The organism is Pseudoalteromonas sp. SCSIO 43101 (genome assembly GCF_023650775.1).
In the GTDB taxonomy this organism is placed as follows: Bacteria; Pseudomonadota; Gammaproteobacteria; order Enterobacterales; family Alteromonadaceae; genus Pseudoalteromonas; species Pseudoalteromonas apostichopi.
In genome coordinates this window covers 1,847,327-1,861,792 of sequence record NZ_CP072673.1, presented here as the reverse complement: position 1 = coordinate 1,861,792, position 14,466 = coordinate 1,847,327, and the positions used below count along the sequence as shown (strand labels likewise).

Sequence of the window (14,466 nt, the reverse complement as noted above, 5' to 3'; positions counted from 1 at the left end):
ACAGTTTTTATAGGAGCGTTTTTATGAAGCATATTGCTATTTTGGTCCCAAGCTTTCCAATTGCATCAGAAACATTTGTTGTAACGGAAATTAAAGCTCTTCTAAACGCAGGGCATAAGGTGACAGTTCTTACATTTGAGAAAACCTCTGTGATGATTAATTTAACCAGTGCCATTGAAGTTAAAAAAATCACTAAACCTGCGTTTAAATTGATCTTACCTTCTATGTTTAACATTTATAAGTTAGCAAGGGCAACGCATACTGCAGCTCAATTTAAATCAATTTCAACACAATCATTACTTGCGTATGGTTATCAAATTGCACGCTATATAAAAGCTGCAAAGATAGACCATTTACATTGTCATTTTATGCATGGCCCACTTGCATACGGCATAGTTGCTGCAAAACTATCAGGCATTACCGTGTCTTCTATTGGCCACGGTCATGATGTTTACGTTAACAACGCAGATTTAAAACCAAAACTAGCACTTTGTGATTTTTCGATTGCTGTTTGTGAAGAAATGGCTATGCAATTTAAGCGCTTTTCAAAGAGCAATGTTAAATTGCTGCATTGCGGTATCGATACCAGCCAATTTAAATTTGAACCATCTTCACTAAATGAATCTGTTCGGTTGATTTTCATTGGCCGCCTTGTCGAAAAGAAAGGTCTGCAATTTCTACTACCTGCACTTAAGCATATTCCAAAAGAGTTTGGTATTACCCTCGATATAGTAGGGGACGGGCCAATGCTGAACGATTTAATGTACATGGCTGAAGAGTTAGGTATTCGTAAATATATACGTTTTCTAGGTGAAAAACCTCATGACTGGGTTAGTTCAAACCTGATTTTCTACTCGGCCCTTATTGCCCCTTTTTGTGTCGCAGAGAATGGCGATCGTGATACAGGGCCGTTAGTTTTAAAAGAAGCTATGGCGTGTGGTCTTCCTGTACTGACTACCACGTTAATGGGAGCAAACGAAATTGTTACCTCAAGCGTTGGTATGAAGTGTATGCCAGGCAGTATCTCCGGGCTTAGCAAAATGCTTTATAAATTTCACCAATTATCTCCACATAAGCGTTATCTACTTGGTCAAAATGCTAAGCAACATGTTAACGAGCATTACAACGCAGTTAAGCAAGCGCAGCAGCTTTCCAAATGGGTTGAATCTTTATAGGGAGGTTTTATGAGTAACTTAAAACAAATCGGTTACTTTGCTTTAGCTATTTTTGCAGTAAAAGGGTTTGGCTTTTTGCTTTTACCAATTACAACTCGCTTTTTAGAAAAGAGCGAGTTTGGTGAACTGAACTTTTTAGTGACCATGTCGGCGCTATGCTCTTTAGTGGTTTCGCTTGGTTTACCTGAGCTACTGCTAAAACAACAGTATCCATCTTTTCGTGAAAAAATGGCGTTATTTAGAGACTCTCTGGTATTAACAATCTGTTTTAGTGCGCTTTTTTTAGGCTGTAGCTTTATATTTAGCGAGCAAATTATTGCAACCTTACCTGCGCAAATAAAGGTGATTGATTTTAGGTTACTTATTTTAAATTTAACTTTTGCCTCGGTACTTGCTATCCCGTACACCTACTACCGTTTATTTGGCTACGCGCAAAAATATTGCTTTTTTAGTATTGCGCATACGGTCATGCAAACTTGCTTAACGGTCACTTTGTTAGTACTTGGCCTTAGTGTAACTGGTGTAATGATTTCTGGTGTGGTGTGTACCTTTATGATTATGTTAGTCACTTTGAGTGATATGCGACACGTACTTAAAGTGAGCTATTCACGTTTTAGCTGGAGAATAGAAAAATCACAGACGTTATTTTTAACCTCAATTATCGCGTCAGGATTGTTTGTTTATGTAGGGAATGGTGCCGAGAACTGGTTCATTGTTGCACAGTTCAACGAGAGTGTTTTAGCAAGTTATTACGTCGCAGCACAATTCGCCATTATAACTTCATTTACATTTGAGCCAATCCGACTTTGGTGGTTTGCTAAGCGCTTCAGCTTAATTAAGCAAGATAAAACGCAATATCAAAATTATGCAATAACCTCATTAAATGCAGGCTTAGCTATGTGTGTTTTGATGAGTTTACTGGCACCAATCGCATTAAACTCAGTACTTCCTGCTGAATACCATGGCAAAGATAGTTGGCTGATTTTATTAATTATTGTTGTAGCTATTCGTCATCACAGCGATATTTTTAATATAGGTTGCTACATGCACAAGAATGGTGTGTTTGTATCCTTAATTAACTTTATCACAGCGCTTTTAGGCCTAAGTCTACTGTATTTTTTAGTGCCCAACTTTGGAGTTGAAGGCGCAATTTTGTCGTTAATTATTATGCAAAGCTTTAAATTAGTTTGCCTTTACTCAGTTAGTCAATATTTCGAACCTCTAAATCTAAATTTTGCTGCATTAATTCCAAGCTGGTTAGCATTGGCCTCTATAACGTTTATCACATTACAGTTTAACGAGCTTAGTTATGCTAAATGGGTGGTGTGTTTAATTTATTTAGTTGGCCTAGCATTCCAATATAAATCTTTGATTAAGCATGTAATTACAAGCTTAATGAAGGAGCATCAATATGCTCAATTACTATAAACAAAATCAGTTATTCATTAATGGCATTTTAGTAACCTTACTTGTGGTTGTTACCTATGCCATTTTGGGCCCGATAGCAGTTTTTGCATTGCTGCTATTACCTTTTGCCGCTTTCACTGCAGTAAAGGTAAGTGTGGCTTTTATAATTTTGTTTATTTTATTTAGCTACTTTAGATTACACGAAGCTTTTCCTTTTTTAATGCCTTTTAAAATTCCTAAGTTACTCGCGCTTGCGTCACTATTGGGAATAGCTTGGCACCTGTTTATCTCACAAAAATTAAAGCCACATTGGCATACCAATCATCTGATATTTTTTGTTTGGTTTATTTGGCTTACTGTTTGCGTTTTTAGTGCCTCAAATCGCGGTTTAGCGATGGAGTACTGGTCAGGTGTACTGACAAAAGTACTCATTATGGTATTTGCAATCTCGTGGTGGATGAGCACATTAAAGCATTTTAATGTGGTTAGAATTGGCATCATGATCTCAGGTGCCGCCATTGCTTTAGTTGCCCTGAATAACAAAATGAATGGCATTGGCCTAGTAGAAGGTACCCGCGTCACTATTTCGCGAGAACTTCGCTCGCAGCTTGGTGATCCTAACGATTTATCACTTGTAATGATGTTTCCCGTGTCTTTTTTAGCTGCTGAAGTATTTGATTCAAGTGCCCATAAATTTAGACGCATCATTGCATTTATTTGCTTAGTTATCGCAATCAGCGGTGTTATTGCAACACAAAGCCGAGGAGGCTTACTTGGCATTGCTGCTGTACTTAGTTTCTTTATTTACCAGAAAGTTAAAAATCCTGTAGTGGTCGGCTGCATTGGTGCCGTGGGCATGTTAGCCATGGTTGCTTTTGCAGGTATTGCAGATAGACAAAGTGGCGGCTCCCATGAAGGTGGTGTTGATGAATCAGCTATGGGCCGTATTTACGCATGGCAAGCTGCAATCAATATGGCGATACATAATCCATTAACTGGGGTTGGGGTTAATAACTTTGTCGTTAATTACTATTTTTATAGCCCACATTGGGATGGCAAGAATCATGCAGTACACAGTACATGGTTTCAGGTATTAGGTGAAACAGGTATCGTCGGAATATGCATTTTTGTATTAGTGATTGCCTGTATTTATCGCACCTTGAACCGTGTGTTCTTAATGAATAAACAGATTAATGACAAACAAATTGATGTAAATGCGAAAGCGCTAAAGGGCGGCCTAATTGGCTTTATGGTGTCAGGCACCTTTTTAACTCAGGCATTTACATGGCCTATATATATCATTCTTGCTTTAACCATTGCGTTAGAAAAGCTTGTAATTGATAGACAAAGGGAGAGCTCACATGAGTGAAAATATTAAACAATGGCTTAAATCAAGTGACAGCCCATTTGCAAAATCACTTTTTCAATTTGCGAAATCGATTCGCAATCCGCAAATGTGGGTTATCCCAGGTATTCATTCATTTATATATAAATTGCATTTATTGGTTAAAACAGTAGTGAGTGAGCTAGGGCGCATTTTTTATTACACACCACTATTTAAAAGCCAAATCAAGGGCTCAAAAGCAAATTTATACCTATATTCTGGTATGCCGCAAATTTTAGGAAAACTTGAAATTAGCTGTAATGACAACACACGAATTAGTGGCATCAGTACTTTTTGTGGGCGTAGTCATGGTAATAACACACCTAAACTTATAATTGGCAGTAATGTAGATATTGGTTGGCAGAATGCGTTTTCTGTTGGTCGAAAAATTGTTTTAGAAGATGATGTTCGCCTTGCAGGTCGGGTATTTTTAGCTGGTTTTCCTGGTCACCCTCTAAACTCTGAAAGACGTGCTCTAGGTGACCCTGATGATGAATGCCAAGTTGGCGATATCATTATCAAACAAGGCGCTTGGATAGGCACCGGCGCAACTGTGCTTGCAGGTGTAACAATAGGCGAGGGTGCTATAGTTGCTGCAAGCGCGGTAGTTACTAAAGATGTCCCAGCAAATACTATTGTTGCTGGCAATCCAGCTAAAATTGTTAAACAGCTGGAGGGGACGCTATGAAATTTATTGTATTCGGCGAAGACTGGCAAAGTCACCCAAGTAGTACACAGCACCTATTTAAACAACTAGCAAAACAACATCAGGTTATTTGGATTAACTCGATTGGTATGCGAAAACCAACATTTCGCTTGATTGATGTGAAACGAGTTTTTAATAAATTAAAAAGCCTTTTTTTATCAAAGCGCACAGGGTCAAATGCTAAAACAACGAATACTAGCCAGAATATTAATTTAACAGCACACACATTAGCGGTTTTACCTTGGCACGATAGCGTTATAGTAAGGCTATTTAATAAATGGATTTTTAATCGAAAAGGTTTCATAGATGATGAGCCAATTGTTTATTGGCTTAGTGTGCCTACTGCAATTAGTCTAATTTCACCGCGAGAGCAGGATAAAGTCATTTATTATTGTGGAGATGATTTCTCGGCACTTGCTGGGGTTGATCATAAAATGGTCGCGCCATTTGAATGCGCACTTATCGAAAAAGCTGACACTATTTATGTTGTGAGTGAGCCTCTAGCCAACAAAATGCCAAAATCTAAAGTAAAAATGCTTTCTCATGGGGTCGATTTAGAACTATTCACCACGCAAACACCGAAAGCCTTTGAACTTGAACAAATAAGCAGACCCATTATTGGCTTTTATGGCTCCTTAAATGCTTGGCTTGATAAAGCCTTATTGTTAAGGCTAGCTAAAGATAGGCCTGAGTATCAATTAGTATTGATAGGCCACCTTGTCGAAGACTTCTCTGATCTAATCAAGTTAGACAATGTAACCCATATACCGGCTGTAGAGCATGATCGTTTAGCTTCATTTTCTCAGCATTGGCAGGTATCTATCTTGCCATTTGTTGATAATGAACAGATCAGGGCCTGTGATCCACTTAAATTAAAAGAATACATAGCCACAGGCACACCGATTGTCACGACACGCTTTGCTGCGGTTAATCCGTACCAAGAGACCATATTAATAGCAGACAACCACCAGGGCTTTATTGAGCGTGTCGACTATGCTGTAAGCCTAAGTAAATCAAACAACTTGAATTGGCGAGCAAACCAATCCCGGCAGGCAAGTGATCATAGCTGGCAAGCAAAAGCCAAGCTAGTCTGTAAACAACTTAGGTTTTGCTAAACAAACCTTTCAATCCAAAGCCGCATCTTGTATCGATACAAGATGCGGCTTTTTACATTTTGGCTCACTAACTGCAATTAAATAACTATCTATAGAAATCTCGGTTGTTTTTATCAATTTGCAAATTAAAACCGAGCAATTTCGCAAAATGCAAAGCAAAAGGTAAAGTATGTTAGTTAAAGAGCAGATCAAACGGTTAATTTATTTAGGGCTTTATGCGCTTTACACGCGTATTAAGCTCTTTATTATTCCGTTTTGCATTGTGCCAATCGTCGTCATTGCGCTTGGCTTATCTGCGCAAAAACAATATACCAATCACGCAACAATCTTAATTGAAGAGTCTGCACTACTTAACCCTTACTTAGATGATCTGTCTTTTTCGTTTCAGCTTTCTGATCGTATGGCAGCGCTGCGTACCTTAGTTATCAGCCGTAAGGTACTTATTGCAGTAGCAAAAGAAACCCAATTAATAGCTGAAGATGCAACACCCAAACAAGTTGAAGAAATCCATCAAAAACTATCTAAAGCATTATCTCTTTCGTTAATTGGTGATGAGCTGGTACGCATTAACTTTATTTGGCATGACCAATCTCAAATGAAGCCAGTGCTTGAAAAGGTGGTAGAAAAATTTATTGAACGTTTATTAGCTCCAACAAAGGCGTCACTTGATACTTCTGAGCAGTTTTTCTTTAAACAGCTCGATAGTTTACGCGAAGAACTTGAGTTATCTGAAGAAGCCCTGGCTGATTTTAAAACCAAAAACAGTAATACCTTACCCGATGTATTACATAGCAATCGCCAAACCTTCGACAGCTTACTAAGCGAAAAACAACAAAAGCTGATTGCTCTTTCAGGCGCTAAAGCAAAACTGAATGCCTTAGTGAGTAAAGTAGGGCAGGCCAATCCAATTTTAGGCAATTTAGAAGAAAAGATAATTCGTACTGAATCTGAATTAAGTCTTTTGAGAACACGCTATACCGATAAACATAGCAAGATTATCGAGAAAAAACGCACACTGGCAAACTTAAAAAGTCGCCAACAGGCGCTGTTAGCATCTAGTGAAGAGCTAGATACAACGAATCTTGATCAGTTATGGCAAATGGTTAATACGCTTCCGTCTGGTGATGGTAAAGAGAGCAGTGTTTTAGTATCACAACTTCTTGCGCTTGAAGAGGCCCGTAATAATTTACTTCAGCAAGAGCAAGAATTTGCAATGCTCGAAGAGCAAGTGCAGCTTGTCAGTGAACGTCTGTTAGTAACCAGTGATGTAGAAAAACAATTACGTAAACTAGAGCGTGATTATGATGTTAAACAGTCACTCTATAAAGACATGCTTAGCCGTTACGAAATGGCCAAAGTCACAGGCAAATTAGTTAAATACGAAGGACCTGACAAAGTTAAAACAATTGAGCGAGCTTATAGCCCAACACAACCTATCAATACCTCAATGCTAATGACCGTTATCGTTGGCATTGTACTTGGGATTTTCACAGGTAGTGCAAGCGTATTTGTTGCTGCACTTTGTGACAGTCACTTAAAAGATATTAAAACCATCGAAAAACTTACCAGCGCAGAGGTGGTAACAGTACTTCCTATCGTCAATGCCGAATCTAACTTCGGTAATATTGAAGGAGATAAATTATGAATGTCATGCACTTAGTTCAACACCTGCAAGTAGGTGGCCTAGAAAAAATGGCAATTACTTTACTCAAAAACAGCCAATTTAGTAGCTCAAGTATTATTGTTTCTCTTGAGGGAGACAGACAATCTGCGTTTCAGCAATGGCCAGAGCTTGAACAATTTAGCTATCGCGTGATTTGTTTAAACAAAAAATCAGGCGTGAGTATTTCTGTTATCGCAAAGATAAAGGCATTAATAAAAGAGCATGATATCGATATTATTCACAGTCATCATGTTGGCCCTGTTATTTATGCTGGCCTTGCTTGTGCGTTGACCGGTGATTCGGTTCGTCATATATCAACAATTCATGATGCCTGGTATTTAAATAACGTTAAACAATGTACTTTCACTAAGTTGCTGGATTTATTGACAAATATTTATTGGGTTGCTGATGCACGTATTGTTGCTGACGAATTTAGAGCTAAAACGTCAATCATTCCTGAGCGCACAATTTTAAATGGCATTGATTTCGATACCTTTGTGGCTATAAATAAAACAACGGCTAGAAGTCAGCTTAACTTACCCTACACAGCTAAGTTGGTTGGCTGTGCGGCCAGGTTAATTGAAGGAAAAGGTCACAAAGATCTTATTCATGCTTTGCATTATTTACCTCAGGATTACCATATTGTGTTTGCAGGTGACGGCGAACAGAAAGTCACTTTAATGAATTTGGTACGTAATTTAGGCCTTAACGAACGCGTGCACTTTTTAGGTAATGTACAGGACATGCGGGCCTTTTATTCGAGTATCGACGTTATGTGTTTGTATTCACAACGAGAGGGTTTGCCATTATCAATTATTGAAGCTATGGCGTGTGGTATTCCGGTTGTAGCTTCCGATGTTGGAGGCATTCATGAAGTTCTTACTAAGAATGAAGGTGAACTTGTGTCTCCTCACGAATTTAACAAACTTGCACCGGCTATTTTAAGAGCAAGTAGACTTCCGCATGGTTTATGTATTCGTCATCACGCTATTGCTATTGCGGATGCCAGAACCATGAGTAGTAAATACGACAATTTATATTCTGCATTAGCAGTGTAGGAGCCAACCATGACTTTTTTTACTACATTATTTATCATTTTGATGTGTATTGCTGCATATCATCATATTGGCTACCCATTATTACTAAAGTGTGTTGCAGGCAAAAAGCAAAAAACAAGCAAGCAAACCGTTTTTGATGACAACTACACACCGAATATTGCTGTTTTGATGTGTGCTTACAATGAACAACAGCATATTGCAGAAAAGCTTTATAACCTAGCATCACTAGTATATGACACTCATCATTATTCTATTCATGTTTATTTTGATGGTTGCACCGATAAAAGCTATCAACAAGCTCTTCAAGCACAGCAGGTATTACATAAGCAAGGCGTGCAGTGTTATTTTCACCATCGTGATGAAAACCAAGGTAAAGTACAAGGGTTAAATACCTTGATGGGGATGGCGAAATATTACAATGATATTTTAATGTTCACTGATGTTAGTGCTTTATTGAGCATTGATGCATTAAACAAAGTAGCTAAGCAATTTAGTGATCCGCAAGTGGCAATTTCGACAGGTGTTTACACCTTAGATGAAAATGCCCCTGATGCACAAAAAGCCTACTGGCACTACCAAAACCAAGTGAAAAAATCAGAGTCAAACCTTGGCGCAGTGATTGGCGTACCAGGGGCAATGTTTGCAATGCGCGCTGAGTATGCAAATGAATTAGAGAAAAACACCATAAACGACGACTTCGTGCTATCAATGAAAGCTTTAAGCAAAGGTGGTAAAGCCGTTGTTGATGAAGACGTAATCATTTACGAGCGAGAATGCGATGAGCAAAGTGAGGATTATAAACGCCGAGTAAGATTAGGTGCCGGTAATTGGCAACAAATAAAAGCGCTTCTTTTATTACTTAACCCGCGTTTAGGGTGGACTTGTATGAACTTTTTCTCGCACAAAGTATTGCGTGGGGTTATGCCAATTATTTTAGCCTGTATTTATGCTTGTGTATTTATAGAGGCTATCGTCACGCAGTCTATGTGGTCACAATTGATTGCTACAGGCATTTTGTCACTTCACGCAGTACAAGCTGTTAAAACTATATTCGCCTTTAAAAAACGCATTCCTATCGTCGATAAAGTTAATTACATCTTAAATAGCTACTTTTTAGCACTTTGGGGGATCATTCGTTATGAACAAGGTTACTTCGACACCCCTTGGCAACGTGTAAAATCTGCGAGTAAAGCACAAACCAAGTCTGTTATTAGAGTCATCAAACGAAGCCTAGATATTGCAGGTGCCTTATTTGCGTTAAGTCTAGTTTGGCCTATTTGTTTAATTGCAGCGCTGGCTATAAAGCTTACATCTAAAGGTCCTATCATCTTTAAGCAACTTAGAGTGGGTGAAAGCTCAGATGACTTCGTTGAGTTATTTTATGTTTATAAGTTTCGCTCTATGGTTGTTGATGCTGAGTCGCGTTCTGGTGCTGTGTGGGCCAGTAAAGATGATCCAAGAATAACGGCAGTAGGGCGCTTTATGCGTAAAACACGAATTGACGAACTTCCGCAATTAATTAATGTGCTCAAAGGCGAGATGTCATTAATTGGCCCAAGACCAGAGCGTCCTGTTTTTTATGGTAAATTAGAAAAAGACATCCCTTATTTTTGCCAGCGTACTTACGGGGTTAAACCAGGTATTTCTGGTCTTGCTCAAGTGATGAACGGTTATGACGAAACCATAGACGATGCACGCAGTAAAATTGGCTGGGATTACGCCTATTCACTGAGTATGTCATCACCGCGTGCTTGGGCGAAGCTTGAGTTTTCAATTGTGGTTAAAACATTACAAGTTGTCTTTACAGGCAAAGGGCAGTGATACCAATCCACGTCTTTTTTATCAAATAAATTAAGCAAATCACGTTGCATAATGCAAATTAACACTAAAAAGTTAATTGCATTATGCATCACCCCATCATTTAACCTTTAAATTTCAACACCTTATAAACTGGCATTTTAGTTGTACTAGTTACTATGACTAACCAATTTAACTAAGGTGAAGATCATGGCTAACAACACATCATTTTCTAACGATACCAAACTAATTTCACTACCTAGTGACTTTTCTGGTCTAGCCGTCGATGGCTTTAAAGATCAGTTTGAAGAGGTTGCACATGGCAAACAGCAAAGTGTGGTACTCGATTTTAGCTCTACTACATTTATTGATTCATCTGGCATTGGTGCCATGGTGTTCTTATATAAACGTATTGAGAAAAAAGGGCAAAAATTATCACTGCTTAATGTGTCTGGGCAACCACACAAACTAATGAGTCTATTAAGAGTTGATAAGACGATTCCATTTATCGAACAAGCTGATATCGCGTGAGGTGATTTATGAAGCACATACTATTTACAATCATTTTGCTAACGCTTGGTGGATGTGCTTCTTGGCCTGATGAGGGGCAAGGAGGCTGGGCAGAAAAATATCAAAATTATCCGCTTACTGATGAACAACACGAGATGATCTATGACACACAAGAAACCGTGGTGCTAAGTGAATTTGAGCATCATGTTTTAAAGTTAGATTTATTAAAAGCACAAGGGATACAGCAATGTATGCCAGCACAACTGCTAAAAGCACAAATATACGAAAACCGTATAAGACGCCTAATAGCAGCGCAAATGTGGTCTGATGCTGAGCATGATTTACTTATTCACTATCACGGTTTAAATCAGCTTGCGAAGCACTTTGAAACTGTTAATTCGATGAGCCAATGTGCAGGCGTTACTGATACTGAAAAAAACATGACAGCATCACTTAAAGACCAGATCACTGAGCTTTTAAATAGTGATAACCAGTTCTCGCTTAATGATTTTCAGGTTACTCCTAAATACATCACACGTTTAGCACAAGCGGCTGACTTAATTAAACAAGTTGATGAAGTTAACTTACTGCTTGTTGGTCATGCTGACATTAGTGGTCAGCAACAAAACAACTATGAGTTAGCACTTAAGCGTGCAGAAACAGTAAAACACTGGCTAGGTATTTATGGTGTAAACCCAGCGACAATAACAACCTTAACGCAAGGTAGTTTAACACCGTACAGCGACGAACCTGACTCAAAACCTAAACGTCATTCAGATAGACGAGTAGAGGCAATTATTATCGACATGAGTGACGATAAAGCCACTACACAAAAACATGCATTATCCAGCTGGACCAAAATCTTAAATGGTCCTAAGGAGCAATAACATGAAACAGTTAATCTTACTTTGCTTACTCATATTCACGTTACCCTCATCTGCAGAAGAAATTGAAGTGGGTAATAAACTTTACTTGTATTTACCTGGTGAAGCTGAATTTAGTGAACCGTTTGAAGTTGATAAAGAAGGGGCTATTACCTTACCTGAACTAGGTCGTTTTAAAGTAGCAGGCTTACAGTTAGACGATGTACAAAGCCAATTACGAACTGCATTAAGTGAAATGTATGTGGCGATGGATGACTTTTATGTCGAAATTCATTCTCGAGATATTTTCATCAATGTAATGGGCTATGTGAACGACCCATCACAAGTGAGTATCCCTAAAGATGGCAATATTCAAATGGTAATAGCCCGTGCAGGTGGCTTAAAACCTGGCGCTCAGTTAGACCGTTTACAAATCCGCCGTGGCACCGATGTGATTGAGTTTAACTATAAAGCCTACTTAGATTCAGGCAACATTGACTTATTACCTGCATTACAAAGTGCTGACACAGTCTTTGTTCCAGTGTCTCCGTTGTTAGGTAACGTACAAATTGACTTTGATGCACAAACCTTAAGTGCGTCAGGTGATGCAAGTGATAACAGTGCCATTACTTTACTTGGCGAGGTGCACAATCCTGGTAGCTTTTCATTTAAAGAAAACATGAGTGTACTCGATGCGCTAATGCGTGCTGAGGGTGTAACCCGCTATGCAGATGTAACCAAAATTCGCGTTATCGTAGATAAAACCCCAGTCGTGTTCGATTTAAAAGCGTATTTAGATAAACCTAATAACGACACTATGCCAGAGCTAAAAGCGGGTTCTACTATTTATGTGCCAATCATGGTTGATGATGTAAATACCACTTCAAGAACAGTTTATATCATGGGCGAAGTACAAAAGCCGGGCGCTTATGAGGCAGGCGAAAGCACCAGCTTTTTGGATATTCTGGCTAATGCAGGTGGCCCAACCCGTTTTGCAGAAACTCGCCAGATTAAAATCTTAACTCCAGCAGGCGAAAGCATCTTATTTGACCTACAAGGTTACAGCGAAGGTTTAGTAACAGTAAAAGTGCCAAGCCTAAACCCAGGAGATGTCATTTTTGTCCCAGAGAAAACAGATCAAAACGAAAAAAGCTGGTTAAAAGTACCACCAAAACGTGCAATCAAAATTATTGGTGCCATTTTATCTCCCGGTCGTTATGAGTGGAGCCCTGAAATGGATTTTACTGATTTACTTGCCCATGCTGGCGGTCCAACTAAAGGTGCCAATATTAATGATATTAAAATTGTTAGAAACGGTGAGGTGACTAAACGTTTCGATTTAGAGCAATACACCATAAATGATTCGGGTAAGTATGCACTACCAAGTTTAATTGCCGGCGACACCATTATTGTTGAAGAGTTACCAGTTGACCCTGCAGACAATAAATCTCAATGGATCCGTCAAGAATCAAGCAAGTCTATTTACATTATGGGGCAGGTGGGCTCACCAGGTCGCTATGCATTTAATACCAATATGCACTTTATCGACATTTTGGCCGCTGCTGATGGCCCTACAGATAACGCTGACTTACGCAATATTCGTATTACTCATCGTAACGGCAATTCAGCAAGAGTCAGTAAATTAAACCTTGCATTGTATTTTGAAACCGGTGATGAAACCTTATTTCCACACGTTTTACCGGGCGATACCATCTATATCCCAGAAAAAGATAAAGACTGGTTACGTACGCCAAAAGAGCAAGTAGTTCGCATCATGGGCGCAGTTGAAAAGCCTGGTCGTTATAGCTTTGATGACACCATGACGGTACTTGACGTACTAGCAGAAGCGGGCGGCCCATCAAGCTCAGCGCTTATCGACAAAATCGTGGTGGTAAATCATTCATGCTGTAAAGAACAGTCTCGTGTATTTGATTTAGAAGAGTTTGTTAAAAACCCTAACTCAGCGTATATCCCTGTGTTACGCGCTGGCGATACCTTATATGTGCCAGACAAAGGTCAGGATTTAATGAGCCAGTTTAAATCAAACTTCTTAGACTTTATTACTGTTGTTGCTTTAGTGGTGGGCTTATGAAACTAATACCAGCACAATATCAAGAACTTGAAGCCGTGTGTAATGAAATAGATAACAGCAAAGCGCGTTGTATTTGCTTTATATCTTTAACCGGCAACGAGGGCTCTACATCACTTTGTGCCAGTATCGCAAAACGCTTAAGTTTGCAAGCCGCCAAAGTGCTGATTATCGACTTAAATCCGTTAAATCCATTTAAATTCGAAAAGCCAGAAACACCGGAGTCTTGGTGCTTCAGTGATATTTCATGTCAGTTGAATATTATCAATACTGAGCAAGTAGATTTGCTCACCATGCAGCACCTTAAAGAGCTCGAATCGGTCAAAAATAAAAGTGTACTAAATGATGCTATTGAGCGCATAAAGCAAGAGTACGACTATATTTTTTTAGATATGAGCCCTGCTCTTAAATGCAATCGTGGCAATGTACCACTGCATGCTCTGAGTTTATGTACCGAACTGACATTTTTAACGGTATCTCTTGGTTATAACGACGAAGAAGCTTTATGTCACGGTGTGGCTAATCTAGAACACGCAGGCGTTAATAATGTAAAAATTGTTGTTGCTCAGCATCAGTTTGCTCCATTGGGTAGCCGTATCGTTAAAACGCTTAAAACATTAGAACCTAGATGGCCTAAACTGACAGAGTACTTACTAAACAAAGTTATTAAACAGCGCTGGTTGTTTTTACCTTATTGAG

The 14,466-nt window shown here is 39.0% G+C and carries 12 protein-coding genes; all 12 read left to right on the top strand.

Features of this window, described 5'->3' with window-relative positions; genetic code table 11:
• Nucleotides 1-23 precede the first annotated feature (23 nt).
• The 12 genes from J8Z25_RS08725 (at nt 24) to J8Z25_RS08670 (ending at nt 14,465) form a co-directional block, all read left to right on the top strand.
• Nucleotides 24-1,175 (top strand): glycosyltransferase, encoded by a 1,152-nt coding sequence (locus J8Z25_RS08725; protein ID WP_250660909.1) that lies wholly within the window; start codon nt 24-26, stop codon nt 1,173-1,175.
• Nucleotides 1,176-1,184: 9 nt separating this feature from the next.
• Nucleotides 1,185-2,603: a lipopolysaccharide biosynthesis protein gene (locus J8Z25_RS08720; RefSeq protein WP_250660908.1), complete on the top strand. Its 1,419-nt coding sequence runs from the start codon at nt 1,185-1,187 to the stop codon at nt 2,601-2,603.
• A complete protein-coding gene (locus J8Z25_RS08715; RefSeq protein WP_250660907.1) occupies nt 2,587-3,951 on the top strand; it encodes an O-antigen ligase family protein in 1,365 nt (454 codons plus the stop codon). Before J8Z25_RS08720 ends, J8Z25_RS08715 begins: the two co-directional genes overlap by 17 nt.
• Entirely contained in the window at nt 3,944-4,654 is a 711-nt protein-coding gene (locus tag J8Z25_RS08710) for an acyltransferase (protein ID WP_250660906.1), read from the top strand. Before J8Z25_RS08715 ends, J8Z25_RS08710 begins: the two co-directional genes overlap by 8 nt.
• Nucleotides 4,651-5,787 (top strand): glycosyltransferase, encoded by a 1,137-nt coding sequence (locus J8Z25_RS08705; protein ID WP_250662004.1) that lies wholly within the window; start codon nt 4,651-4,653, stop codon nt 5,785-5,787. The genes J8Z25_RS08710 and J8Z25_RS08705 overlap by 4 nt, the downstream gene beginning before the upstream one ends.
• 169 nt (nt 5,788-5,956) lie before the next feature.
• Nucleotides 5,957-7,432 carry a GumC family protein gene (locus tag J8Z25_RS08700; RefSeq protein WP_130051487.1) on the top strand — a complete coding sequence of 492 codons (1,476 nt, stop codon included), beginning with the start codon at nt 5,957-5,959 and terminating at the stop codon, nt 7,430-7,432.
• On the top strand, nt 7,429-8,508 hold the full coding sequence (locus J8Z25_RS08695) for a glycosyltransferase (protein ID WP_250662003.1): 1,080 nt from the start codon (nt 7,429-7,431) through the stop codon (nt 8,506-8,508). The genes J8Z25_RS08700 and J8Z25_RS08695 overlap by 4 nt, the downstream gene beginning before the upstream one ends.
• A gap of 9 nt (nt 8,509-8,517) precedes the next feature.
• Nucleotides 8,518-10,329, top strand: a complete 1,812-nt coding sequence (locus J8Z25_RS08690; protein WP_250662002.1) for a sugar transferase — start codon at nt 8,518-8,520, stop codon at nt 10,327-10,329.
• A gap of 186 nt (nt 10,330-10,515) precedes the next feature.
• Complete coding sequence (locus J8Z25_RS08685) at nt 10,516-10,836, top strand: STAS domain-containing protein (protein ID WP_054561490.1); 321 nt, start codon at nt 10,516-10,518, stop codon at nt 10,834-10,836.
• A gap of 8 nt (nt 10,837-10,844) precedes the next feature.
• The gene (locus J8Z25_RS08680; RefSeq protein WP_250662001.1) at nt 10,845-11,702 is read left to right on the top strand and encodes an OmpA family protein; all 858 of its coding nucleotides are present in this window, start codon (nt 10,845-10,847) and stop codon (nt 11,700-11,702) included.
• 1 nt (nt 11,703) lies between these two features.
• Entirely contained in the window at nt 11,704-13,770 is a 2,067-nt protein-coding gene (locus J8Z25_RS08675; RefSeq protein WP_250662000.1) for an SLBB domain-containing protein, read from the top strand.
• Nucleotides 13,767-14,465, top strand: coding sequence for a cellulose synthase operon protein YhjQ/BcsQ (locus tag J8Z25_RS08670; protein WP_250661999.1), 699 nt, complete (start codon nt 13,767-13,769; stop codon nt 14,463-14,465). Before J8Z25_RS08675 ends, J8Z25_RS08670 begins: the two co-directional genes overlap by 4 nt.
• Nucleotide 14,466 lies beyond the last annotated feature (1 nt).

Bases quoted from the DNA above. Each gene is read 5' to 3' on its own strand.
- J8Z25_RS08715 (WP_250660907.1), top strand. From the start codon at position 2,587: ATGCTCAATTACTATAAACAAAATCAGTTATTCATTAATGGCATTTTA.
- J8Z25_RS08710 (WP_250660906.1), top strand. From the start codon at position 3,944: ATGAGTGAAAATATTAAACAATGGCTTAAATCAAGTGACAGCCCATTT.
- J8Z25_RS08690 (WP_250662002.1), top strand. From the start codon at position 8,518: ATGACTTTTTTTACTACATTATTTATCATTTTGATGTGTATTGCTGCA.
- J8Z25_RS08680 (WP_250662001.1), top strand. From the start codon at position 10,845: ATGAAGCACATACTATTTACAATCATTTTGCTAACGCTTGGTGGATGT.
- J8Z25_RS08695 (WP_250662003.1), top strand. From the start codon at position 7,429: ATGAATGTCATGCACTTAGTTCAACACCTGCAAGTAGGTGGCCTAGAA.
- J8Z25_RS08720 (WP_250660908.1), top strand. From the start codon at position 1,185: ATGAGTAACTTAAAACAAATCGGTTACTTTGCTTTAGCTATTTTTGCA.
- J8Z25_RS08670 (WP_250661999.1), top strand. From the start codon at position 13,767: ATGAAACTAATACCAGCACAATATCAAGAACTTGAAGCCGTGTGTAAT.
- J8Z25_RS08675 (WP_250662000.1), top strand. From the start codon at position 11,704: ATGAAACAGTTAATCTTACTTTGCTTACTCATATTCACGTTACCCTCA.
- J8Z25_RS08700 (WP_130051487.1), top strand. From the start codon at position 5,957: ATGTTAGTTAAAGAGCAGATCAAACGGTTAATTTATTTAGGGCTTTAT.
- J8Z25_RS08725 (WP_250660909.1), top strand. From the start codon at position 24: ATGAAGCATATTGCTATTTTGGTCCCAAGCTTTCCAATTGCATCAGAA.
- J8Z25_RS08685 (WP_054561490.1), top strand. From the start codon at position 10,516: ATGGCTAACAACACATCATTTTCTAACGATACCAAACTAATTTCACTA.
- J8Z25_RS08705 (WP_250662004.1), top strand. From the start codon at position 4,651: ATGAAATTTATTGTATTCGGCGAAGACTGGCAAAGTCACCCAAGTAGT.